Origin of the sequence: Thiocapsa rosea, assembly GCF_003634315.1 — a bacterium.
Lineage (GTDB): Bacteria > Pseudomonadota > Gammaproteobacteria > Chromatiales > Chromatiaceae > Thiocapsa > Thiocapsa rosea.
Genome location: NZ_RBXL01000001.1, coordinates 2177946 through 2200230, shown reverse-complemented (window position 1 = coordinate 2200230; position 22285 = coordinate 2177946). Strand labels below are relative to the sequence as shown.

The window sequence follows — 22285 nt, the reverse complement described above, 5'->3', positions numbered from 1 at the left end:
ATATTTTTTAATATCTTAAATCGCGCCAACTCCAGCGGTCGTCACGTTTTCCGGGGCCGATCCCATCCAAAAAAACATCGCATACCGCGCTGGGCGCGGTTTAACTACCGAGGAAATCACCATGGGTTATCAAGCCGTCTACGAGCGATCGATGAAGGATCCGGAGTCGTTCTGGGCCGAGGCCGCCGAGCTCATCGACTGGGATCGGCCGTGGGACAAGGTCCTGGACAGCTCCGATGCCCCCTTCCATCGCTGGTTCGCGGGCGGGATGCTGAACACCTGCTACAACGCCGTAGATCGGCACGTCACCGCAGGACGGGGCGATCAGCCCGCGATCATTCACGACAGCCCGGTCACCGGCTCCAAGACCGTGATCACCTATGCGGAACTGCAGGATCAGGTCGCGCGCTTCGCAGGCGCCTTGCTCGCGCTCGGCGTCACCAAGGGCGACCGGGTCATCGTCTACATGCCGATGGTCCCCGAGGCCGCAGTCGCCATGCTCGGCTGCGCCCGGATCGGCGCCATCCATTCGGTGGTGTTCGGCGGTTTCTCCGCACGCGAGCTGGCCACCCGGATCGACGACGCCAAGCCCAAGGTGATGGTCGCCGGATCCTGCGGCATCGAGCCGAACCGGGTCGTCCACTACAAACCGCTGCTCGACTCAGCCATCAATCTGGCCGAGCACAAGCCCGAGCACTGCATCGTCCTGCAACGCGAGCAGGAGCCCGGCACCCTGATCGCTGGACGTGACCTGGGATGGACCGAGGCACTGGCCGCCGCCGAGCCGGCCGCCTGCGTCTCGGTCGCCGCGACCGACCCGCTCTATATCCTCTACACCTCCGGCACCACCGGCCAGCCCAAGGGCGTCGTGCGCGACAACGGCGGACACGCGGTCGCCTTGGCCTGGAGCATGGAGAACGTTTACAACGTCAAACCCGGCGAGGTCTTTTGGGCCGCATCGGACGTGGGCTGGGTGGTCGGACACTCCTACATCGTCTATGCGCCGTTGTTGGCCGGCTGCACCACGATCGTCTACGAAGGCAAACCGGTCGGCACACCCGATGCCGGGGCCTTCTGGCGCGTCATCTCCGAGCACGACGTCTCCGTACTCTTCACCGCGCCCACCGCCTTCCGCGCCATCAAGCGCGACGATCCGAACGCCGAGCATCTCGCGCGTTACGATCTCGGAAGCCTGCGCGCCCTCTTCCTCGCAGGCGAGCGGTGCGACCCGGATACACTCGGCTGGGCGCAGAAGATCCTGGATATCCCGGTCATCGACCATTGGTGGCAGACCGAGACCGGCTGGGCGATCGCCGCGAACTGTCTCGGCATCGAGCAGCTCCCGGTCAAGCCCGGCTCGCCGACCCGAGCGGTACCCGGTTACGACATTCAGGTCCTCGACGACGAGGGCGTCTCGGTCGCACCCGGCGACATCGGCCGCATCATGATCAAGTTACCGCTGCCGCCCGGCTGCTTGCCGACCCTCTGGGGCAACGACGCGCGCTTCATCCAGTCCTATCTCTCGTCCCAACCGGGCTACTACCTCACCGGCGATGCGGGCTACCTGGACGAGGACGGCTACCTGTTCGTGATGAGCCGCATCGACGACATCATCAACGTCGCAGGTCACCGACTCTCCACCGGCGCGATGGAGGGCGTGCTGGCATCCCATCCGGATGTGGCCGAGTGCGCCGTGATCGGTGCGCACGATCAGCTCAAAGGCGAGCTGCCGCTGGGCCTGGTGGTGCTGAAATCGGGCGTTTCGCGCGACGATGCCGTCATCACCAAAGAGCTGGTGAATCTGGTCCGCGATCAGATCGGACCCGTCGCCGCCTTCAAGACCGTGGTCGTCGTGCAGCGCCTGCCCAAGACCCGCTCGGGCAAGATCCTGCGCGGCACCATGAAGTCGATCGCCGACGGCAAGGATTACCGCATGCCCGCCACGATCGACGACCCATCGATCCTCGAAGAGATCGAAACGGCTCTGGGCACGATCGGCTACGCCCGGCACGCCTGATCCGGCCGCCCCGCTCAACCGCCGGGGTCGGGGTTCGCAACCCGACCCTAGCGCGACATTTTGTCGACACTTAAACTTGACAGATCCGGTAAATGGGCTAAATTAGGGTCATTCCTGGATCAAGTGTCGACAGTTATGACATCTGCCACCACCGAACCCCTGAGCGAGGAAACCTCGACGATCGCCGATCGTGTTTTCGGTCAGGTGCGCCAGGCGATTGTCGAAGGCCAGATCCCCGCCGGCAGCAAGATCAGCGAGCCGGCACTCGCGGCCCGCTACGGCATCAGCCGCGGCCCGCTGCGCGAGGCCATGCGCCGGCTCGAATCCACCAATCTCGTCGAACGCCGCCCGAATCTGGGCGCGCGGGTCATCACCCTGTCGAACGATGAACTCCTGGAGATCTACGTGATCCGCGAGGCGCTCGAGGGCATGGCCGCGCGCATCGCCGCGGAACGCATGTCCGATGCGGCCATCGCAGACCTTAAGAGCCTCTTGGAGCAGCACAGGCGCGAGGTCGCTCGCGCCGACTGGCAGACCTATTTCCAGGAGGAAGGCGATCTGGATTTCCACTTTCGCATCGTCCAAGGCAGCGGTAACCGGCGCCTCATCGATATCCTCTGCAACGACCTCTACCACCTCGCGCGCATGTATCGCTGCCAGTTCGGGATGAAGAGCGATCGGGCCGCGGATGCGCTCAAAGAGCATGAGATGGTGGCAGACGCCATCGCGGAACGCGACGGCGAACTGGCTGAGTGGCTGATGCGGCGGCATATCCGCGCCTCGCGACGGGCAGTCGAGCGCCGGCTGGCGGGCGAGCTTTGAGCGGTGCGGAGCGAGGAGCGGTTAGCTGTTAGCTGTTAGCTGTTAGCTGTTAGCTGTTAGCTGTTAGCTGTTAGCTTCCGGAGGGTGCGGAGTAAACGAGGTGCCCGAGAACACGATGCAATTGAATGCCGATTCGATCGGATCAGACCGAATAAACGCTGATAGCTGATAGCTGATAGCTGATAGCTGATAGCTGATAGCTGATAGCTAAGACCCTTACAGCTCTCAACTACAACAGCTCTCGACCAAGTTCCACATCGAAGGAGACCACCCGCATGACCGAAACTCTCACACCCGGCGCCCGCCTTCGGCTCGCCGTTGCAGAGGAGCATCCTCTTCAGGTGGTCGGCGCCGTCAACGCCTATCACGCCATGATGGCTGAGCGCACCGGTTATCGGGCGCTTTATCTCTCGGGCGGCGGCGTGGCGGCCTGCTCCTTCGGGATCCCGGATCTCGGGATGACCAGCTTGGACAATGTGCTGGAGGATGTGCGCCGGATCACCGACGCCACCGCCCTGCCCCTCTTGGTCGACGCCGACACCGGCTGGGGCGGCGCCTTCAACATCGCCCGCACGGTCCGACTGATGAACCAGGCCGGCGCAGCCGGATGCCATATCGAGGACCAGGTCGCGGCCAAGCGCTGCGGTCATCGCCCCGGCAAGGCGATCGTCTCCAAGGAGGAGATGGTCGACCGCATCAAGGCCGCCGTCGATGCACGCACCGACGACTTCGTCATCATGGCCCGCACCGATGCCTTGGCTGTCGAGGGGATCGACTCGGCCATCGAGCGCGCCGTCGCCTGTGTGGAGGCCGGCGCGGACATGATCTTTCCCGAGGCCATGACCGAGTTGGCCCAATACGAGCAGTTCATCGCGGCGGTCAAGGTCCCGGTCCTTGCGAACATCACCGAGTTCGGCTCCACCCCGCTCTTCACGACGACCGAGCTGGGCAACGTCGGGGTGTCGCTGGTGCTCTACCCGTTGTCGGCCTTCCGCGCCATGAACCTCGCCGCACTCAAGGTCTACGAGGCGATCCGCCGCGACGGCACTCAAGCCGCCGTGGTCGACAGCATGCAGACCCGCATGGATCTCTACGACTTCCTCAATTACCACGGCTTCGAGCAGAAGCTCGATGAGCTGTTTGCGCAGGGCAAAGATTGAGGAAAGCCGCCAGCCTCCAGCCCTCTGCCTCCAGCATGAACACCGCTGCCTGAAAGCTGAAAGCTGAAAGCTGATAGCTGATAGCTGATAGCTGATAGCTGATAGCTGGAGGCTGGCGGCTGGCGGCTGGCGGCTCCCCAACATCACACCGACCGAGGAGAACACGATGGCCGAAAACCAAGAGAGCCAACTGCCGAAACCCAAGAAATCGGTCGCCCTGTCCGGCACCGCCGCGGGCAACACCGCTGTCTGCACCGTCGGGCGCACCGGCAACGATCTGCATTATCGCGGTTACGACATCCTTGACTTCGCAGACGAGGCCGAATTCGAAGAGATCGCCTACCTGCTGATCCACGGGCATTTGCCGACATCCGCCGAGCTTGCGTCCTACAAGCGCAAGCTGCGCTCGCTGCGCGGTCTGCCCGCTGCTCTCAAGACCGCCTTGGAGCAGATCCCGCCCTCGGCGCACCCGATGGATGTGATGCGCACCGGCGCATCCCTGCTCGGCACCCTGGAGCCCGAGAAGGACGACATGCCGGTCGCCGCCGCCCGCGACATCGGCGATCGCCTGATCGCCAGCTTCGGCTCCATGCTGCTGTATTGGTATCACTTCGCCCACAACGGCCGGCGCATCGAGGTCGAGACCGACGACGAGTCGGTCGGCGGACATTTCCTGCACCTGCTGCACGGCAAGTCTCCGTCGGCCGAGTGGGTGCGCGCCATGCACACCTCGCTGATCCTCTACGCCGAGCATGAGTTCAACGCCTCGACCTTCGCCGCGCGCGTGGTCGCCGGCACCAACTCGGACATCTACTCCGCCGTCACGGGCGCGATCGGCGCACTGCGCGGACCCAAGCACGGCGGCGCGAACGAGGCCGCCTGCGAGATCCAAAGCCGCTATTTCAGCGCCGACGAGGCTGAGGCGGACATCCGCGAGCGGGTCGGACGCAAGGAGATCATCATTGGCTTCGGTCACCCGGTCTACACCACCGGTGACCCGCGCAACGAGGTCATCAAGACGGTCGCGCGTCGCCTGTCCCAGTCCAACGAGGACATGCGCATGTTCGAGGTCGCCGACCGCCTCGAAACCGTCATGTGGGACATCAAGCACATGTTCCCGAACCTCGATTGGTTCTCGGCGGTGTCCTACGCGCAGATGGGCGTTCCGACCCCCTTGTTCACACCCATCTTCGTCATCTCGCGCACCACCGGTTGGGTCGCGCATGTGATCGAGCAGCGCATCGACGCCAAGATCATTCGCCCGAGCGCCAACTATGTCGGGCCGGAGAACCTGAGCTGGGTGCCGATCGAGAAGCGCTGAAAACCCCTGCGGCAGCGGCCGGGGGCCCCGACCCGAACGCCGACTCTGGACGCGGTTGAAGACGACATTTTCACTCTCAGAATAGTGCACCGATCATGAACAGCGCCAATCGCAAGCCCCTGCCCGGAACCGCCCTGGACTACTTCGACGCCCGGGCCGCCGTCGATGCCATCCAGCCCGGCGCCTACGCCAAGCTGCCCTACACCTCGCGCGTTCTCGCCGAGAACCTGGTGCGCCGCTGCGACCCGGCCAATCTCGCGGATGCCCTCGGGCAGCTCATCGAGCGCCGCCAGGATCTGGACTTCCCCTGGTATCCGGCGCGGGTGGTCTGCCACGACATCCTCGGCCAGACTGCCTTGGTCGATCTGGCGGGGCTGCGCGACGCCATCGCCGAGAAGGGCGGCGACCCGGCGCAGGTCAACCCGGTGGTGCCGACACAGTTGATCGTCGATCACTCGCTGGCCGTGGAGTACGGCGGATTCGACGCGGACGCCTTCGAAAAGAATCGCGCCGTCGAAGACCGGCGCAACGAAGACCGTTTCCACTTCATCGAGTGGACCAAGACCGCCTTCAAGAACGTCGACGTGATCCCGGCCGGCAACGGCATCATGCACCAGATCAACCTGGAGAAGATGTCCCCGGTGATCCAGGCCCGTGACGGCGTCGCCTTCCCGGATACCTGCGTGGGCACCGACAGCCACACCCCGCACGTCGACGCGCTCGGCGTGATCGCTGTCGGTGTCGGCGGCCTGGAGGCCGAGACCGTGATGCTCGGTCGCGCCTCGATGATGCGCCTGCCCGACATCATCGGCGTGCGGCTGACCGGCAAGCGCCGGCCGGGCATCACCGCCACCGACATCGTGCTCGCCCTGACCGAGTTCCTGCGCAAGGAGCGCGTGGTGGGTGCTTATGTCGAGTTCTTCGGCGAGGGTGCCGCCAGCCTCACGATCGGCGACCGCGCCACCATCTCCAACATGTGTCCGGAGTACGGGGCCACCGCGTCGATGTTCTATATCGACCGGCAGACCATCGACTATCTCACCCTGACCGGCCGCGAGCCCGAGCAGGTCGCGCTGGTCGAGACCTATGCCAAGACCGCCGGCCTGTGGGCCGATGCGCTGGTCACCGCCGAATACGAGCGCGTGCTGGAGTTCGACCTGTCCACCGTCGTGCGCAACATGGCCGGCCCGTCCAACCCCCATCGTCGGCTGCCGACCAGTGCACTGCACGAGCGCGGCATCGCGGTGGATCTGGACAAGGCGCTGGCCGAAGAGAAGGACGGCCTGATGCCGGACGGCGCGGTCATCATCGCCGCCATCACCAGTTGCACCAACACCAGCAACCCGCGCAACGTCGTCGCCGCCGGCCTGGTCGCCAAGAAGGCCAACGCACTCGGCCTGACGCGCAAGCCCTGGGTGAAGACGTCTTTTGCGCCGGGCTCCAAGGTCGCCAAGCTGTATCTGGAAGAGGCCGGTCTACTGGCTGAGATGGAACAGCTCGGATTCGGCATCGTCGGCTACGCCTGCACCACCTGCAACGGGATGTCCGGTGCCCTGGACCCGAAGATCCAACAGGAGATCATCGACCGCGACCTCTTCGCCACCGCCGTGCTGTCGGGCAACCGCAACTTCGACGGCCGTATCCATCCCTATGCCAAGCAGGCCTTCCTGGCCTCGCCGCCGCTGGTGGTGGCCTACGCCATCGCCGGTACCGTGCGGTTCGACATCGAGCAGGATGCGCTCGGCCATGACCCGGAGGGCAACGCCATCACTCTCAAAGACCTGTGGCCGAGCGACGAGGAGATCGACGCCATCGTCGCGGCCTGCGTGAAGCCGGAGCAGTTCAAGCAGGTCTATCTGCCGATGTTCGATCTGGGCATCGTGCAGGAGGCCAAAAGCCCGCTTTACGACTGGCGTCCGCAGAGCACCTACATCCGCCGTCCGCCGTATTGGGAGGGCGCGCTGGCCGGCGAGCGGACACTGAAGGGCATGCGTCCGCTGGCGGTCCTGCCGGACAACATCACCACCGATCATCTGTCCCCGTCGAACGCCATCATGGCCGACAGCGCGGCAGGCGAGTATCTGGCCAAGATGGGTCTGCCGGAGGAGGACTTTAACTCCTACGCCACGCACCGCGGCGACCACTTGACCGCCCAGCGCGCCACCTTCGCCAACCCGCAACTGGTCAACGAGATGGCCGTGGTGGATGGCCAGGTCAAGAAGGGCTCGCTGACCCGTGTTGAGCCGGACGGCGAGGTCATGCGCATGTGGGAGGCGATCGAGACCTACATGGGACGCAAGCAGCCGCTGATCATCATCGCCGGTGCCGACTATGGGCAAGGCTCGTCCCGCGACTGGGCCGCCAAGGGTGTCCGTCTGGCCGGTGTGGAGGCGATCGTCGCCGAGGGCTTCGAGCGCATCCACCGCACCAACCTGGTCGGCATGGGCGTGCTGCCGCTGGAGTTCAAACCGGGCGTCGACCGCAAGACGCTTGGGATCGACGGCAGCGAAACCTACGACGTCGTCGGCGAGCGCACGCCGCGCGCCACCCTGACCCTGGTGATCACGCGCAAGAACGGCGAACGTGTGGAGGTGCCGGTCACCTGTCGCATCGATACCGCGGAAGAGCTGGCGATCTACGAGGCGGGCGGGGTGCTGCAGCGCTTCGCCCAAGACTTCCTGGAATCCCGCAAGGTGGCCTGAAAAAAGCCCCTCTCCCCCGCGGGAGAGGGGTTGGGGCGAGGGGGTGAGAGTGGACCAACGCCAATTCGCCAAGACCCTGCGCCAAACCATGCGGTGTTGTCAAGCATCCTGAAGACGCTGGAGTTGCCTGCTCCCCCTCTCCCCCGACCCCTCTCCCACGAGGGGAGAGGGGAGTGAATCGAGCAATCTCAGAGATCCATCGAATGTCCCATCTACCCCAGATCCGCATCCCCGCCACCTACATGCGCGGCGGCACCAGCAAGGGCGTGTTCTTCCGCCTGCAAGACCTGCCCGCGGCCGCACAAGTGGCGGGGGCAGCGCGCGATGCCCTGCTGCTGCGTGTCATCGGCAGCCCGGACCCCTACGGCAAGCAGATCGACGGCATGGGCGGGGCGACCTCGAGCACGAGCAAGACGGTCATCCTGTCCAAGAGCAACAAGCCCGATCACGACGTCGATTATCTCTTCGGCCAGGTGTCCATCGACACGGCCTTCGTCGACTGGAGCGGCAACTGCGGAAACCTCTCCGCAGCGGTCGGCTCCTTCGCCATCAGCGCCGGACTGGTCGATGCCGGCCGGCTGCCGAAGGACGGCATGGCGAGGGTGCGCGTCTGGCAGGCCAACATCGGCAAGACCATCATCGCGCACGTGCCCATGACCGACGGCGCCGTGCAGGAGACAGGTGATTTCGAGCTCGACGGCGTGACCTTCCCCGCCGCCGAGGTGCAGTTGGAGTTCCTGGACCCGGCCGACGAAGGCGATGGCGAGGGCGGCGGCTCGATGTTCCCCACCGGCAACCTGGTCGACGACCTCGAGGTCCCCGGCCTCGGTACGCTCGAGGCCACCATGATCAATGCCGGCATCCCGACCGTATTCGTCAATGCGGCGGCCATCGGCTACACCGGCACCGAGCTGCAGGACGCCATCAACAGCAATGCCGATGCCTTGAGGATGTTCGAGACGATCCGTGCCTATGGCGCGCTGCGGATGGGCCTCATCAAGGATGTCGCCGAGGCGGCGACCCGTCAGCACACGCCCAAGGTCGCCTTCGTTGCACCACCCGCAGACTACGTCTCCTCCAGCGGTAAGCAAGTCGTCGCAGGCGACATCGATCTGTGCGTACGCGCACTCTCCATGGGCAAGCTGCACCACGCCATGATGGGCACGGCAGCGGTGGCGATCGGCACCGCCGCCGCCATCCCCGGCACACTGGTTAACCTGGCCGCCGGCGGCGGGGAGCGTACGGCGGTGCGCTTCGGCCATCCCTCGGGCTCCCTGCGCGTCGGCGCGGAAGCCACCCGGGTCAATGGCGACTGGACCGTGACCAAGGCCATCATGAGCCGCAGCGCCCGGGTGCTGATGGAAGGCTGGGTGCGTGTGCCCGGAGACGTTTTTTAGTGGTTAGTGGTGAGTGGTGAGTGGTTAGAACAGAATTCTTGACCGGTAATTTAGCGACCGGAAGGCTGAAACACCGGCGCGTATCGGGTATTTCTAAAAACGATCTATTTACTCCTCTCTCCCCTCGCGGGAGAGGGGCGCAGGCTGCTCCAGCGCCTCAAGGACGCCCGACACCGATGTCCTCCTCGTCTCTCATGAGACGATTCGCCCGGCACCCGCCGGGCTTTTTTTGCCCGGGACACCAGGCAACCGGATTTCAGCGGCACGCCAAGGCGGAGACCGCGGGAGAGGATCGGAATCTTGGATACATTCGCATTGATCGATCTGTTGGCGATCGGGATCCTGCTGATCTCGGCCTTCGTGCACGGCGCCTTCGGGTTCGGGTTCCCGCTGGTCGCCACGCCGCTGCTCGTGCTCATCATGGACATGCGCGCGGCCGTGCTCCTGACACTCATCCCGACCATCGCCATCAACCTGGTCAGCATCGCCACAGAGCGCCGTTGGCTGGAAGCGCTCCGCCGCTTCTGGCCCATCCCGGTCTTCACGGCCGTGGGCAGCCTGATCGGCACGCGGATCCTGCTGAGCGTCGACCCGGAACCCTTCCGTCTGCTGCTGGCCGTAGTGTTGATCGTCTTCTTGATCCTGCAGCGCAAGCGCGGCGATGGACCCGAGCATCGGATCCCGCACTGGGGGCTGGCGCTGTTGGGATTGGGGATGGGTCTCTTGGCCGGGGTGGTGAACGTCTTCTCGCCCATCGTGGTCGCCTTCGCGCTCTACACCCGGATGCATCCGGGTCTGATGGTCGCGACCTTCAACCTGAGCTTCATCACCAGCAAGAGCGGTCAATTGACCGGATTCGCCCTGCAGGACGCACTGGATCCAACCATCATCCAGCTGGCGTTGCTGGCACTGCCCGCCGTTTTGGCTGTGTTGTGGATCGGTATTCGGGTGCGCCGCCGACTCGATCAGGGGACCTATCGGCGTTGGTTGAACCGGGCGCTTTGGGCAATCGCCATTGTGCTGATTCTCGACTCCGTCTGACGCCGACGGCACCGGCGAACGACAGGCCTAAGGCATCGATGCCTAAGGCGCTGTCGTCCTTGGCCGAGACCGGTGCCGGATCGGAGCCGCGCGGCGAGTTACTTAGGCCCCTTATGTGTAAACGACTGGAACGTGCCGACGATACGGTCTTGAATGTCCTTGGCCCACGGGGGCTGCTGCCAATTCCAGCCGATCACGATACCGATTGCCAGTGCGATGATAACGGCGAACATCTGGTCTCCTCCAGCATCATTGATGGAAAGTTAAAACCACACAACCCGTTCCTGCATGAGGCTGCATGCGCATTATCACAAAAAACATATGGATTTAAACCTTTCCGATCGACCTAAACCGCGACCAGCGCAGTATGCGATATTTTTGGGTGGGATCGGTCTCGGCAGACTCGACGACCGCTGGAGCCGGCGCGGTTTAGTCGCCACCGCAACGCAACTCAGTGCGGCTGCTCGGGCCGAAAACCGAGGATCTGCAACATCACGCCCGTCACGGCACCTCCGAGCATTCCGCCGAGGAACCCGGACGGGACAGCGCCGAGGATCTGATTTGCTGAATCCTGCGCATTGCTGCTCAACATCGTCGAGGTCGTACCGCCGACGATCCAAACGCTGGCCCCGACCACGGCCGCGATGAGTCCGGCGACCACGGGCGCCGACAAGACCGACGGAAACCAGCGGGCGCTGCGCGCGACCAGCCAGCGCTCGGAGACCTGGAAGAAGGTCCCGACCAAGGCCACGACGCCTGCCGACAGGACGAACATGCTGAACCGGATGCCGAGCGAAGCGAATACGAACGCCATGATACCGCCGGCCAAAATACCGGCAATCAGTCCCGTCAGCGTCTCGGCGAGCGGCCGGCCTCCGCCGGTGATCATCCAGGCATAGAACAGGCCCGCAAGGATCCCGCCCGCACCCGCCGTCCCGGCGATCCAAAGGAGTTCGACACTCTGTCCGCTGACGATCAAATACCCGATGGACGCCAAGATACCCGCCATGGCACCCATGAGTGCGACAGGCATGGCGCTGTAAAAAGCCGATGTCGTCATGGCCGCTGCTGCCGCCGCGATCACCAAAGGCTGCCAACCCGCGAGGCCGAGAACAGAGAGGACCTGGTACAGACCGCCGAACAATGCTCCGAACAGCGCCCCCGCGAGACCCCATACAAAGAGTGTCGTAATCATGGATGCAATCGTGTCCTTCACGCGGATGTCCCCTCGGTAAACCGGCTCGGTATTCTTCTTAAAATCACGCGGGGTCCATCATGCGGGGCGACCTGCCGGACGACACCGGGATCCATGACGGCCATTGCGTGTGCGGCCAAGAACGCCACTATAGTCCAGCGCTGCTCGAGGTCATAGGGAGGCTGCCGAAACGCCGAAACGACAAGGGCCAGCGATCGCGGCCCGAAAACGCCGGATCGAGGATCACGATTGCACGCCCCGCGGAAAACCGGTATGACTCCACTCACCCGCCCAGGATCCCGACCCAGGCATGCCCACACAACCCGAGAACGGCAGGCGACGCATCATCCTCGACGAGGAGCGCGTGTTTTACGACGGCTACTGGATCAAGTCCTATAAGCCGCCCGGCGATACGCTCGAGACCAAACGTCGCCTGATCCAAGCGCTCACCCGACGCCTGTTCAATCATGTCGAGCACGGCATCAACATCCCGGGTTCGCGGCTCGACGAGGCACGCCTGGCCTATACCTCGGAAACCGATCCGGAGCGCAAGCGGGTCAACGGGGCCATGCTGGCCGGTGCGCTCTTCAACCGTGCCGCGGATATTTTCACCTGTCTCGTCGATCTGCAAGCCGCCGGGGTGGAGATCGGCGCCGACAACAGCCTGATGCGTGAGTGCGGAGATTGCCTGCTACAAGCATTGGAACTCGGAAAGCTGGTTCGGCATCGCAGCGGAGACGAGGGGATCGACGAGCTCTGGGGCGAGCCGTTCAAGGCGTTTTCCATGACGATCGAGGACTTCTACGACAGCCGTTACCTGAAGATCGCCATGACCATGCGCGACATCGATCGCATCGCAACAGTCCTGAAGGACACCTTTGCGGGCAGTCGCCAGATGACCGATATCGATCCGAAGATCGACGCGTTGGCCGACGCAGCCAAACGCAAGTGCGAGATCCTGCGCACCGACCCGGCGATTTTCGATGTCTGGCCGACCTTCGCGGTCGCGATGGATCGACTCGGCCGAATGGCCCCGGTGCTGCCCTGCGACGCGAGCGCCACAGCCACGCGCGAGGCGATGGACGCTGTCGCACTCTTGCGTGACGGAACCGAGCTCATCGGTTCCATCGTACGCGCACGGGTGCCGATGCCCAAAAGCACGCGCGAGTTTATCGATCGCTGCCTTGTGTTTCGCGTGACGTTTTTCGGTCCTCCCGCGGGCCTGACCGACGCCGAGACCAGTCGCCTCCTGCCCGCCTCATGCCAAGAAGAGCGGCTCGAGGCTCAAGAGCGAGCGCCCTGACGCCGTTCACGCGGCGCTGCGAAGACACCGACAACATGCTCGTTTATATCCACGGACTCAACAGCTCGAGCCGATCCTTCAAGGCCAATCGCCTTCGCGAGCGCTTGGCCCCGCATCCGGTCGTCGCCCTCGACTACCCGGCGCACCGCCCGGCGGATGCCGTCGCCGTTTTATCGGACTTTTTCGCCACGTTTCGCGAGCAGCACGAGTGCATCGAGCCCACCGTGGTCGGGAGCTCTATGGGCGGCTTCTACGGCCAATACCTGGCCCGCCGGTTTCGGTTCTCGCATCTGTACATGATCAATCCGGCACTCACGCCCTGGAATCTTTTCCGAGAACACATCGGCGAGACCATGACCACGGCGGAGGGCGAGCAGTATCGAGTCAGCGAAGACCTGATCGAGAGCACCCGACCCTACGGCGTCGCTGATCCCTGCGACGGCACGCCGAGCACCCTGTTCCTGGAGCGCGGCGACGAGGTCATCGATTCGCGCATCGCCGAGCGCATCTATGCCGCGTGCGGCCGTCTTATGATCTGGGAGGGCGGAGATCATGCGTTTCAGCATCTCGACGAGGCGATCGAGACGATCCGAGCCCACCTTGACGGCCTCGACCGGACCGACCCCTGATTTCAGCCGGCGCGCCTGCGTGATCGGCAGGCGAGACGTCAGGGGACGCCGACGCGAAACAACTGATCCACGATATGAAAGCCGGCGACGTAGGTGCCGATCCCGGAGCCGAGGGTACTGAAGAGAAACACCAGAAAGACGCGGGCGACACGGTTGTGCCACCAGCCGCGCAAGGTCGCGACATCGAGACGCAGCCGGCCGAAATCCGATACCCTGGGCTTGCGCATCGAAAGCTCGACTGCACCCGTCACCATCCCGGCACCGATGGTCGGGTTCAGCGATGTCAGCGGCGCAGCGAGAAACGCAGCCACCACTGTCAAGGGGTGTCCGCCGGCCAGCAAGGCACCCAAGGCGGAAAGACCCCCGTTGATGACGACCCAGGCCGCGACCAGTCCCCACCCCAAGCTGGTGCTCTGTGAAAAGCCGAAGGCAAAGCCGCTCAAGATCAACACGACCAGACCCCACGACAGGATGCGCGGCCAACGGCTCGGCGGGGGGACCTCCTCGAGCGCCCGCGTGATCGCGGAGGGGGCGGCGGCCTCCTTCTCCAACGCCTCGGCGATACCCTTCAGGTGCCCGGCACCCACGACGGCCAAGACACGCTTCACGCCCGCCCGCGCAGGCTCGCTGCGCAGCTTTGCGGCCATGTAACGGTCGCGCTCCTCGATCAGGGGGACGAACAGATCCCGCCGATCATGGGCAAACTCGGCAAATGTCGTCTCCAGGACGTCACCCTCCTTGAGCCGCTCGATCTCCTCCTCGCTGACCTTCTCCGAGGTCAGCATGGCGGCCAAGAGCCCCGTGAAGAGGGTGTAGCGTTTCCACCAGCTGAGATTGGCCGAGATGCGTTTCAGGGTGACGCCGATCTCCCGATCGATCAGCAGGACCGGCAGACCCAACTCTTTAGCGACGCGCACCGCCGTGCGCTGCTCGGCACCGGGCTCGATGCCGAACTGATCCGCCAGACGTTGCTGATAGGCCGACAAGGCGAGATTGGCAACCACCATGTAGACGCGCCGCTGGCGGATGACCGAAAAGAGGTCCATCTCCGACAGCGACTTGGGATCCATCAAGGCACCGAAGCGACTGGGACACAGCTCCACGGCCACCGCGTCGTACACACCGCTCTGCAGCAGGGCGCGGACCTCTTCCTCGCTGGCGCGCGAGACGTGGGCGGTTCCGAGAAGCGTGAGCCGCACATCGGCAACGACGATCTCGCGTTTCGGCTCGATGGATTCAGGCATCGCTATTGAGGACCGGCTAGGGGTAGAACATTCGGCCAGGAATGATACCGCAGATCGCGAGGCGTGCCCCGACGTTGGTCGCGCCCCGGGGCTTGGCTTATCATCCCGGGATGATGCACACGCACATGAGATCGAACTTCGAGGGCACGATGGCTCCACCGAAAGGTTCACGGCACCGGCCGCAAGCGCCCGGGCACATCACGCGCTGGAGCGTCGTGCCGATGTTTGCCCTGCTCCTGACCAGCCTCTCGGGCGCCGGCTGCGCGGTTGTGGAGAAGGACCGTCGGGCCGTCGCACTCCAGGCCGCCACCAGCGGCTATCAGTCCGCCCTGCGCTGGGGCTATTACGAGACGGCGCTCGGTTTCCTGCATCCGGATCAACGCAAAACCGAGGCGCTCCCGGAGATCTTCGACGAGCTGCGCGTGACCGGCTACGACGTCACCCAGCCGCCGGTCATCCAAGCCGACGAGAGCGCCAATCAGGTCGTCGTCATCGACTATTTATTCGAGGACGCCCAGGTCGTCAAGCAGCTGACCGACCGACAGGTCTGGCGGTGGGACGCAGTGACCAACACCTGGTGGCTGCAATCGGGTCTACCCCGGTTCGAACCGGCCGGAACGCGCCGAGCGACCCGCTAGCGCGGCTCATGGTCTCCAATCCCGGCCTCGGACCCGCCACGCGCTTCCTGGTTGCCGCAGCGGCCTTCATCGTCGTTGTTGCGGGCATGCGGGCGGCATCATCCCTGATCACGCCATTTCTGCTCGCGGTCTTCATCGCCGTCATCGCAACACCACCGCTGCGCGAACTGCGCCGTCGCGGTGCGCCCAACTGGGCCGCGATGCTGCTGGTGGTCCTGGCGATCAGCGGTCTCGGCAGCGTTCTCGCCATCCTGGTCGCGGGATCGCTCGACGGCTTCCAGGAGAGCCTCCCGGAGTACCAGGAACGCCTCAAGCTCCTCGTGGACGACCTCGCGCGATGGCTCGACGGCGTCGGCCTGCATACCTCGCGCGAGGCCCTGCAAACCTATATCGATCCCGCGCGCGTCTTGGGGCTGGCGGGAGACCTGGTATCCGGACTCAGCGGCGTGCTCGCGAACGCCTTTCTCATCCTGCTCACCGTGGTCTTCATCCTGCTCGAGGCCGCCGGGCTGCCGGCCAAGCTGCGGGCCGCGCTCGTCTCGCCCGAAACCTCCACGCAACGGATGCATATCGTCCTCGACAGCATCAACCGCTATATGGGGATCAAGACCTTAACCAGCGCGGGGACCGGCGTCGTGATCTGGGCGTGGCTGACGATCCTCGGGGTGGACTATGCCGTGCTTTGGGCCTTAATCGCCTTTTTGTTGAACTTCGTCCCCACGATCGGCTCCATCCTGGCCGCGATTCCGGCGGTCCTGCTCGCGCTCGTCCAGATCGACCTGCAGAGCGCCGTCCTCGTTGCCCTCGGCTATATTGTGGTGAACACCCTGGTCGGAAGCATCCTCGAGCCGAAAATCATGGGCTACGGACTCGGCCTCTCCACCTTGGTGGTCTTTGTCTCGTTGGTGTTCTGGGGATGGGTTCTGGGACCGGTCGGCATGTTTCTGTCCGTGCCTCTCACCATGTCGCTGAAGATCGCGCTGGACGCCAACCCGCAGACACGTCCGATCGCCGTCATGCTGGGGCCGGAGATCAGAGAGCCGCATCGAGACCGCCCGACCGGACCTCTCGAGCGATGATGGAGCGGCGCCGGATTCGCGGAATGTCTTAAACTGCACCGGCTCCAATGGTCGTCAAGTCTGCCGGGGCCGATCCCATCCTAAAGACATCGCATACCGCGCTGAGCGCGGTTTAAGGCCCGGAGACCAGCTTCAACCCGACGATGCCGAGCACGATCATGCCTACGAAGAGAAAGCGCAGCAGGGTGGCCGGCTCGGCGAAGAGGACGATTCCGATGGCAAAGGCCCCGACGGCGCCGATACCCGTCCAAACCGCGTAGGCCGTGCCCATGGGAATACTCTTCTGCGCGACGAGCAAGCAGGCGCCGCTCGCCACCATGCAGAAGACGGCGAATCCGATCCAGCCCCAGCGCAGGCCGGCGTCCGTCATCCCGAGCTTCAGGCCGACGGGCCAACCCCACTCGAAGATACCGGCGACGACGAGATAGAGCCAAGCCATAAGCGATCCCAACCGACATCGCCTCGCGACGGTGCAGCGATCGCCGAGCCTCGAGTGACGGTGAATAAAACGATCCGCGCGGGACGCGGCGGCCGACCGATGCGGCGTACCCGCGACAACGAGAGCCCGGGACACCGCCCGCCCTGCGCGGGAGGGCGGGCCCGGACGGGGCGACGCGTCGGTTCCTTAGGCGTCGGAGAACATGGCCTCCAGACGCTCGATCTCGGCACGCACGGCGTCGGAGACTGACTCCTTCATGGCAGACAGCTTGTCCATCGACTCGCGCGCCATCTCCTCCTTATCCTCCGCCAGGAAGCTCTTGACCTGCTCGATCATTGCCTTGGCTTCCTGCTCGGCTTGGTCACGCACCGCCTCGGCCCGCTCCATCGCCGCATCCGCAGCTTCCGAGGCCGCATCCTTGGTTTCGGCCGCAACCTCACCGGCACGATCCGAGGCATCCTTCGCCGCATCGACCGCTTGGTCGAGCACTCTCGCCTCTTCCGCGGGCGGCGCGGCGGCCTCCTCGACCGGAGCTTGGTCCTGGCCGCAAGCGGCAAGACCCAGCGCGGTACATGACACGATAAGGGCCGACAAAATACGTCTCTTCATCTCGGTCACTCCGTTGTTGTCGAAGGGCCGATATTATATACCGAGCACACGTGAGTTTTCGCCGCATTGCGCCCGTTACACTTGAGGAGCTGTTTGAATGAGCAATCTGCTCGCCGTCTTTTTTCTGCTCTTGCTCGGCTGGTTCTGGCTCGACACCATGCGCGCGCGGGAGATCGCGACCGAGATCTGCAAGACCGCCTGCCGTCAACGGGATCTGCAGTTTCTGGATCAAACGGTCGCCATGCGACGACTTGGCCTGGCCTGGCGTTCGGAAGGCTTGAGGATGCGCCGCGTCTATCGTTTCGATTTCAGCGAAGAAGGCGTCGGACGCCGCAGCGGTTATCTGGTGATGCGGGGAATGACCCTCGAGGATCTGAGCTTCGGGTTACCGACGCAGGCGCAGGACGCCTGATTTCCGGAAAAGGATCTACCGGCAGAGCCGCAACCAGGAAAAGTGGCCGAAGGCTCTACTCGTTGTCGTTGTCGTTGTCGTTGTCGTTGTCGTTGTCGTCATCGGATTCCGGACGCACACGACAACGACAAATTCTGCGACGGTTTGCTCGAGACTGACGGCATCGGAGACTCGATGCCTTCCAGGCACTCGCTGTCGGGATGATTACTCCCGGAAATCACGTTAAACCCCGTCCAGTGCGGGATGCATCATTTGTTGGAATGGCTCGGCCTCGCTCGGACCTTACTTGACGACCTTCAGCGTCGGACCACCGCCCTTCCCTTTTCCTTTACCTGAAGGGGCTTTGGGATTTTGGGGGCCTTGGGGACTCTGGATACCCCGAGGCGAACCGACCGATCGTGGCTTGCTTCGCTTCTGCTCGACGTGTGCAGTGGAGTCCGGCTCGGCCTCGGGCTCGCCGGGAAGCGGATAGGCCAGCTCGGGGAAAACCATCCCCTGGCCGTTCTCGCGCGTGAAGATGCCCAGCACCGCTTCCACGGGGAAGTAAACATCCCGAGCCACGCCGCCGAAACGCGCGTTGAACTCGATCTGCTCGTTTCCCAGGACCAGCGCGCGCACCGCGCTCGGGGACAGGTTGAGCACCAGACGCTCCTCCTCGACGAACTCCTTCGGAGCCTGCACCCCGGGATAACGGACATCCACCACCAAATGCGGCGTCATATCGTTGTCCAGGATCCACTCGTAGATCGCCCGGATCAGATAAGGCTTCGTCGATGTCATGGTGTCGGTCTCGCTCTCCATCGGGCCCTCCATCAGGACAGGTCCGCGATCATCTCCTTCTCGGCCTCGGTGAGGCTCTTACGGAAGGCATCGCAGGCAAAGATGCGTCGCATATAGACCCGCAACGCCTCGGCCTGGGGCGGCAGCTCGATACCCAGGACCGGCAGTCGCCACAGGAGCGGCGCGATGCAGCAGTCGACCAGAGAGAACTCGTCGTTCATGAAGAAGGTATGAGCACCGAAGACCGGCGCTGTGACGGCCAAGCTCTCGCGTAGCTCCTTGCGTGCCTGTTCCGCCTCGGTCGGACTCCCGAGCCGAATACGGCCCATCAGGGTGTACCAATCCCGATCGATGCGATACATGAACAGCCTGGCGCTCGCACGCGAGACGGGATCGACGGGCAGCAGCGGGGGATGGGGGAAACGTTCGTCGAGATACTCCATGATGATGCGCGACTCGTAGAGCCGCAGATCCCGATCGACAAGCGTCGGAACGGTCCCGTAGGGGTTGAAGTCCATCACCTCCGCCGGAAGGTCGTGTGCGTCGACGTCAACCACCTCGACTGCGATACCCTTCTCGGCGAGCACCATCCGAACACGATGGCAGTAAGGACAGGTGGGATCGGAAAATAGCGTCATCACGGATCGTCTACTCGCAGCCACAGCCATTCTTCCCTTCTCCAGCATGTGGACAAAGCCCGGTCGGGCCCGAGGAACTGATATCGCCGACCGTCCGGGTCAGCTGCCTTGAGCATTGCGCTCGTCTGTCGAACAGTGAATCGGAAGCGTCGAGCCGGAAGCAATCGCTTCCGGCTCGACCCGCAAAACGGAGAGAACAGGCGTCGGCCTCGGCAAATCGAGGCCGACGCGATACGCGACAACCGCTAGTGGACGTCTTTCCAGTATTCCTTCTTCAGCGCAAAGGCCACGATGAAGAAGAGGCCGAGGAACAGCAGGACATAGATCCCCATCCGGCGCCGTTCCATTTGGCTCGGCTCACCCGCGTAGGTGAGGAACGCGGTGATGTCTCGCACCATGGTGTCGTATTGCTCGGGGGCCAGACTTCCGGGTTGCGCCAGCTTCACGCCGGCGATGGTCGGCTCGTGTCCGGCATGCTCTTCGACGATCGCCTCCTGCACGCCCTGCAGATCACCGAGCACGTGAGGCATACCCACCAAGGGGAAGATCACGTTGTTCACGCCGTAAGGCCGCGTGGGATCCGCGTAGTAGCTCTTCAGGTAAGTGTAGACCCAGTCCGGGCTGCGCCAGCGCGTCACCAAGGTGAGATCCGGCACCGCCGTGCCGAACCAGACCTCGCCGTCGGCAGGACGCATCGAGTTGACCATCATATCGGTCGGCTGGGCATCGCCGAACAGCAGATTCTCGCGGAGAACCTTGTCGTCGATCCCCAGATCGTCCGCCATGCGTGAATAACGCATGTGGCTGAGTGAATGACAGGCCATGCAGTAGTTGACGAAATACTTGGCCCCGCGCTGCAGTGAAGCCTGATCGCTCAGATCGATATTGGCTTTCTCCAACTTGACGTGGCCACCGGCGGCGAAGCCGACGGCGGGCAGGAGCAACGCCAGTGCGGCGATGATCAGCTTTCTCATGAGGTCACCCTCTCCGGAACGGGCTTGGTCTTGTCGATCGAGCTGTAGATCGGCATCAGCAGGAAGTAGGCGAAGTAGATGGACGTGAAGATCTGCGACAACAGGGTCAGGAAGGGATCGACCGGTTGCAGGCCGAGCCAAGCCAACACGATGAAGGAGATCGCGAACAGCCCCGTCATCACCTTGAAGATCGGCCCCTTGTAGCGCATCGACTTGACCTTGCTGCGGTCCAGCCACGGCAACACGAAGAGGATCAGGATCGCCGCGAACATCACGACCACGCCGGGGAACTGGGATCCGTACATCGGCGGCACCGCCCGCAACATCGCGTAGTAGGGCGTGAAGTACCACACCGGAGCAATGTGCTCGGGGGTCTGGAAGGGGTTGGCCGGCTGGAAGTTCGGGGCCTCGATAAAGAGTCCGCCCATGGTCGGTGCGTAGAAGACGATGGCCGAGAAGATCGCGAGGAACACGACCACGCCGACCAGATCCTTCACCGTGTAGTACGGATGGAAGGGGATCCCGTCCGCGGGCGCCTTGTCGCTCCAGCGATTACCCTTCGGGCCTTCCTTGATCTCGACCCCGTCCGGGTTGTTGGAGCCGACATGGTGGAGTGCAACGATGTGCAGGAAGACCAGGGCGGCCAACACGAACGGCAAGAGGAAGTGGAAGGCGAAGAAGCGATTGAGCGTCGTATCCGAGATGACGTAGTCGCCACGGACCCAGACCGCAAGATCGTCGCCGACGACGGGAACGGCCGCGAACAGATTCACGATGACCTGTGCACCCCAGAACGACATCTGTCCCCAGGGCAGGAGATAGCCGAAGAAGGCGGTCGCCATCATCGCCAGATAGATCACGACACCGATGATCCACAGCAGCTCGCGCGGTTTGCGGTAGGAGCCCCACAGCAAGGCGCGGAACATGTGCAGATAGATGACGATGAAGAAGGCGGATGCGCCCGTAGAGTGGATGTAGCGAATCAACCACCCCCACTCGACATCGCGCATGATGTATTCGACCGACGCGAAGGCATCCATGGCCGACGGCTTGTAGCTCATCGCCAACCAGAGGCCGGAGACGATCTGGATCACCAGCGTCAAGATCGCCAGCGAGCCGAAAAACGACCAGAAGTTGAGGTTCTTCGGGGCGTAATACTCGGAAAGGTGTGCCTTCCAGGTCTCCGTCAGCGGGAATCGCTTATCGATCCAGCTGAGGTTCTCGGACTTTTCTGCGCTCATCAAGCCGCTCCTCGATCCTCACCGACCAAGATGGTGGTGTCATTGATGTAGGTATGCACGGGAATCACCAGATTTGTAGGGGCCGGAACACCCTTGAACACCCGGCCGGCAAGGTCGAACCTGGAGCCGTGGCAGGGACAGAAGAAGCCGCCGCGCCATGCCGCTCCCATGTCGTCGGGGGCGAACTCCGGCCGGAAGGTCGGAGAGCAACCCAAGTGCGTACAGATCCCGATAACGACAAAGTATTGCTCCTTGATGGAGCGCGTCGCGTTTTGGCAATACTCCGGCTGCTGCGGCAAGTCGGATGCCGGATCGACCAACTGGCCGTCCAGTGTCGGCAAGGCCTCGAGCATCTCCGGCGTGCGGCTGACGACCCAAACCGGTTTACCGCGCCATTTGACGCGCAGGATCGCGCCCGGTTCCAGTTGGCTGATGTCGGCCTCGACCGGCGCACCCGCGGCACGCGCCTTGGCGCTCGGGTTCATCGACGCAATAAATGGTACGAGGGCGAAGCCGGCTCCGACGGCTCCGACCACGCTGGTCGCGGCGACAAGCACACGCCGCCTGGTTTTGTTCACGCCTTGTGCGCTCATAAGCCACTAACCCCCGGCTGGCGCGAGCCCCATAGACAGCTTATCGGCTGG

At 63.7% G+C, this 22285-nt stretch carries 22 protein-coding genes; 12 read left to right on the top strand and 10 right to left on the bottom strand.

Features of this window, described 5'->3' with window-relative positions:
* The first annotated feature begins 121 nt into the window (after positions 1-121).
* The 7 genes from BDD21_RS09770 to BDD21_RS09735 all read left to right on the top strand — a co-directional run bounded on the left by BDD21_RS09770 (position 122) and on the right by BDD21_RS09735 (position 10460).
* Entirely contained in the window at positions 122-2017 is a 1896-nt protein-coding gene (locus tag BDD21_RS09770; RefSeq protein ID WP_120797020.1) for a propionyl-CoA synthetase, read from the top strand.
* Between the two features lie 135 nt (positions 2018-2152).
* Positions 2153-2839: a GntR family transcriptional regulator gene (locus BDD21_RS09765; protein ID WP_120797019.1), complete on the top strand. Its 687-nt coding sequence runs from the start codon at positions 2153-2155 to the stop codon at positions 2837-2839.
* A gap of 275 nt (positions 2840-3114) precedes the next feature.
* Entirely contained in the window at positions 3115-3999 is an 885-nt protein-coding gene (prpB, locus tag BDD21_RS09760; RefSeq protein WP_120797018.1) for a methylisocitrate lyase, read from the top strand.
* A gap of 166 nt (positions 4000-4165) precedes the next feature.
* Positions 4166-5320 carry a bifunctional 2-methylcitrate synthase/citrate synthase gene (gene prpC / locus BDD21_RS09755; RefSeq protein WP_120797017.1) on the top strand — a complete coding sequence of 385 codons (1155 nt, stop codon included), beginning with the start codon at positions 4166-4168 and terminating at the stop codon, positions 5318-5320.
* 95 nt (positions 5321-5415) lie between these two features.
* On the top strand, positions 5416-8022 hold the full coding sequence (gene acnD, locus BDD21_RS09750) for a Fe/S-dependent 2-methylisocitrate dehydratase AcnD (RefSeq protein ID WP_120797016.1): 2607 nt from the start codon (positions 5416-5418) through the stop codon (positions 8020-8022).
* 203 nt (positions 8023-8225) lie between these two features.
* Positions 8226-9419, top strand: a complete 1194-nt coding sequence (gene prpF / locus BDD21_RS09740) for a 2-methylaconitate cis-trans isomerase PrpF (protein ID WP_120797015.1) — start codon at positions 8226-8228, stop codon at positions 9417-9419.
* A 300-nt stretch (positions 9420-9719) separates the two neighbouring features.
* The gene (locus BDD21_RS09735) at positions 9720-10460 is read left to right on the top strand and encodes a sulfite exporter TauE/SafE family protein (RefSeq protein WP_245969502.1); all 741 of its coding nucleotides are present in this window, start codon (positions 9720-9722) and stop codon (positions 10458-10460) included.
* A 98-nt stretch (positions 10461-10558) separates the two neighbouring features.
* On the opposite strand, the gene BDD21_RS29020 is transcribed toward BDD21_RS09735, so the two are convergent.
* Positions 10559-10693: a hypothetical protein gene (locus BDD21_RS29020; RefSeq protein ID WP_281269148.1), complete on the bottom strand. Its 135-nt coding sequence runs from the start codon at positions 10691-10693 to the stop codon at positions 10559-10561.
* Between the two features lie 218 nt (positions 10694-10911).
* Positions 10912-11676 (bottom strand): spermidine synthase, encoded by a 765-nt coding sequence (locus BDD21_RS09730; RefSeq protein WP_342769597.1) that lies wholly within the window; start codon positions 11674-11676, stop codon positions 10912-10914.
* Positions 11677-11965: 289 nt separating this feature from the next.
* Here BDD21_RS09730 and BDD21_RS09725 point away from each other — a divergent pair, with 289 nt between their 5' ends.
* Positions 11966-12958 (top strand): hypothetical protein, encoded by a 993-nt coding sequence (locus BDD21_RS09725; RefSeq protein WP_120797012.1) that lies wholly within the window; start codon positions 11966-11968, stop codon positions 12956-12958.
* Between the two features lie 35 nt (positions 12959-12993).
* Complete coding sequence (locus BDD21_RS09720) at positions 12994-13587, top strand: YqiA/YcfP family alpha/beta fold hydrolase (protein ID WP_120797011.1); 594 nt, start codon at positions 12994-12996, stop codon at positions 13585-13587.
* Positions 13588-13625: 38 nt separating this feature from the next.
* On the opposite strand, the gene BDD21_RS09715 is transcribed toward BDD21_RS09720, so the two are convergent.
* Positions 13626-14831 (bottom strand): TraB/GumN family protein, encoded by a 1206-nt coding sequence (locus tag BDD21_RS09715; RefSeq protein ID WP_120797010.1) that lies wholly within the window; start codon positions 14829-14831, stop codon positions 13626-13628.
* Between the two features lie 221 nt (positions 14832-15052).
* On the opposite strand from BDD21_RS09715, the gene BDD21_RS09710 reads away from it, so the two are divergent.
* Complete coding sequence (locus BDD21_RS09710; protein ID WP_245969500.1) at positions 15053-15469, top strand: hypothetical protein; 417 nt, start codon at positions 15053-15055, stop codon at positions 15467-15469.
* 8 nt (positions 15470-15477) lie between these two features.
* Positions 15478-16548, top strand: a complete 1071-nt coding sequence (locus BDD21_RS09705; protein ID WP_120797009.1) for an AI-2E family transporter — start codon at positions 15478-15480, stop codon at positions 16546-16548.
* A gap of 112 nt (positions 16549-16660) precedes the next feature.
* Here BDD21_RS09705 and BDD21_RS09700 read toward each other — a convergent pair whose 3' ends face one another.
* On the bottom strand, positions 16661-16987 hold the full coding sequence (locus tag BDD21_RS09700; RefSeq protein ID WP_120797008.1) for a DMT family transporter: 327 nt from the start codon (positions 16985-16987) through the stop codon (positions 16661-16663).
* Between the two features lie 186 nt (positions 16988-17173).
* A complete protein-coding gene (locus tag BDD21_RS09695) occupies positions 17174-17596 on the bottom strand; it encodes a hypothetical protein (protein WP_120797007.1) in 423 nt (140 codons plus the stop codon).
* Between the two features lie 97 nt (positions 17597-17693).
* On the opposite strand from BDD21_RS09695, the gene BDD21_RS09690 reads away from it, so the two are divergent.
* A complete protein-coding gene (locus BDD21_RS09690; protein ID WP_120797006.1) occupies positions 17694-18008 on the top strand; it encodes a DUF3301 domain-containing protein in 315 nt (104 codons plus the stop codon).
* Positions 18009-18290: 282 nt separating this feature from the next.
* On the opposite strand, the gene BDD21_RS09685 is transcribed toward BDD21_RS09690, so the two are convergent.
* The 5 genes from BDD21_RS09685 to petA all read right to left on the bottom strand — a co-directional run bounded on the left by BDD21_RS09685 (position 18291) and on the right by petA (position 22234).
* Complete coding sequence (locus tag BDD21_RS09685; protein WP_120799839.1) at positions 18291-18809, bottom strand: ClpXP protease specificity-enhancing factor; 519 nt, start codon at positions 18807-18809, stop codon at positions 18291-18293.
* 11 nt (positions 18810-18820) lie between these two features.
* Positions 18821-19426 (bottom strand): glutathione S-transferase N-terminal domain-containing protein, encoded by a 606-nt coding sequence (locus tag BDD21_RS09680; protein ID WP_245969498.1) that lies wholly within the window; start codon positions 19424-19426, stop codon positions 18821-18823.
* A 245-nt stretch (positions 19427-19671) separates the two neighbouring features.
* Complete coding sequence (locus BDD21_RS09675; protein ID WP_120797004.1) at positions 19672-20400, bottom strand: cytochrome c1; 729 nt, start codon at positions 20398-20400, stop codon at positions 19672-19674.
* Positions 20397-21641, bottom strand: coding sequence for a cytochrome b (locus tag BDD21_RS09670; protein ID WP_120797003.1), 1245 nt, complete (start codon positions 21639-21641; stop codon positions 20397-20399). Before BDD21_RS09670 ends, BDD21_RS09675 begins: the two co-directional genes overlap by 4 nt.
* Positions 21641-22234 (bottom strand): ubiquinol-cytochrome c reductase iron-sulfur subunit, encoded by a 594-nt coding sequence (gene petA, locus BDD21_RS09665; protein ID WP_120797002.1) that lies wholly within the window; start codon positions 22232-22234, stop codon positions 21641-21643. Before petA ends, BDD21_RS09670 begins: the two co-directional genes overlap by 1 nt.
* Between the last annotated feature and the right edge of the window lie 51 nt (positions 22235-22285).

What these genes read in the sequence shown, in the direction of transcription:
- prpB (WP_120797018.1), top strand. Translation starts at nt 3,115, where the DNA reads ATGACCGAAACTCTCACACCCGGCGCCCGCCTTCGGCTCGCCGTTGCA.
- BDD21_RS09700 (WP_120797008.1), bottom strand. Translation starts at nt 16,987, where the DNA reads ATGGCTTGGCTCTATCTCGTCGTCGCCGGTATCTTCGAGTGGGGTTGG.
- BDD21_RS09765 (WP_120797019.1), top strand. Translation starts at nt 2,153, where the DNA reads ATGACATCTGCCACCACCGAACCCCTGAGCGAGGAAACCTCGACGATC.
- BDD21_RS09670 (WP_120797003.1), bottom strand. Translation starts at nt 21,641, where the DNA reads ATGAGCGCAGAAAAGTCCGAGAACCTCAGCTGGATCGATAAGCGATTC.
- BDD21_RS09720 (WP_120797011.1), top strand. Translation starts at nt 12,994, where the DNA reads ATGCTCGTTTATATCCACGGACTCAACAGCTCGAGCCGATCCTTCAAG.
- BDD21_RS09725 (WP_120797012.1), top strand. Translation starts at nt 11,966, where the DNA reads ATGCCCACACAACCCGAGAACGGCAGGCGACGCATCATCCTCGACGAG.
- petA (WP_120797002.1), bottom strand. Translation starts at nt 22,234, where the DNA reads ATGAGCGCACAAGGCGTGAACAAAACCAGGCGGCGTGTGCTTGTCGCC.
- BDD21_RS09680 (WP_245969498.1), bottom strand. Translation starts at nt 19,426, where the DNA reads ATGACGCTATTTTCCGATCCCACCTGTCCTTACTGCCATCGTGTTCGG.
- BDD21_RS09705 (WP_120797009.1), top strand. Translation starts at nt 15,478, where the DNA reads ATGGTCTCCAATCCCGGCCTCGGACCCGCCACGCGCTTCCTGGTTGCC.
- BDD21_RS09715 (WP_120797010.1), bottom strand. Translation starts at nt 14,831, where the DNA reads ATGCCTGAATCCATCGAGCCGAAACGCGAGATCGTCGTTGCCGATGTG.
- BDD21_RS09695 (WP_120797007.1), bottom strand. Translation starts at nt 17,596, where the DNA reads ATGAAGAGACGTATTTTGTCGGCCCTTATCGTGTCATGTACCGCGCTG.
- BDD21_RS09675 (WP_120797004.1), bottom strand. Translation starts at nt 20,400, where the DNA reads ATGAGAAAGCTGATCATCGCCGCACTGGCGTTGCTCCTGCCCGCCGTC.
- acnD (WP_120797016.1), top strand. Translation starts at nt 5,416, where the DNA reads ATGAACAGCGCCAATCGCAAGCCCCTGCCCGGAACCGCCCTGGACTAC.
- BDD21_RS09685 (WP_120799839.1), bottom strand. Translation starts at nt 18,809, where the DNA reads ATGGAGAGCGAGACCGACACCATGACATCGACGAAGCCTTATCTGATC.
- BDD21_RS09710 (WP_245969500.1), top strand. Translation starts at nt 15,053, where the DNA reads ATGTTTGCCCTGCTCCTGACCAGCCTCTCGGGCGCCGGCTGCGCGGTT.
- BDD21_RS29020 (WP_281269148.1), bottom strand. Translation starts at nt 10,693, where the DNA reads ATGTTCGCCGTTATCATCGCACTGGCAATCGGTATCGTGATCGGCTGG.
- prpF (WP_120797015.1), top strand. Translation starts at nt 8,226, where the DNA reads ATGTCCCATCTACCCCAGATCCGCATCCCCGCCACCTACATGCGCGGC.
- BDD21_RS09690 (WP_120797006.1), top strand. Translation starts at nt 17,694, where the DNA reads ATGAGCAATCTGCTCGCCGTCTTTTTTCTGCTCTTGCTCGGCTGGTTC.
- BDD21_RS09770 (WP_120797020.1), top strand. Translation starts at nt 122, where the DNA reads ATGGGTTATCAAGCCGTCTACGAGCGATCGATGAAGGATCCGGAGTCG.
- prpC (WP_120797017.1), top strand. Translation starts at nt 4,166, where the DNA reads ATGGCCGAAAACCAAGAGAGCCAACTGCCGAAACCCAAGAAATCGGTC.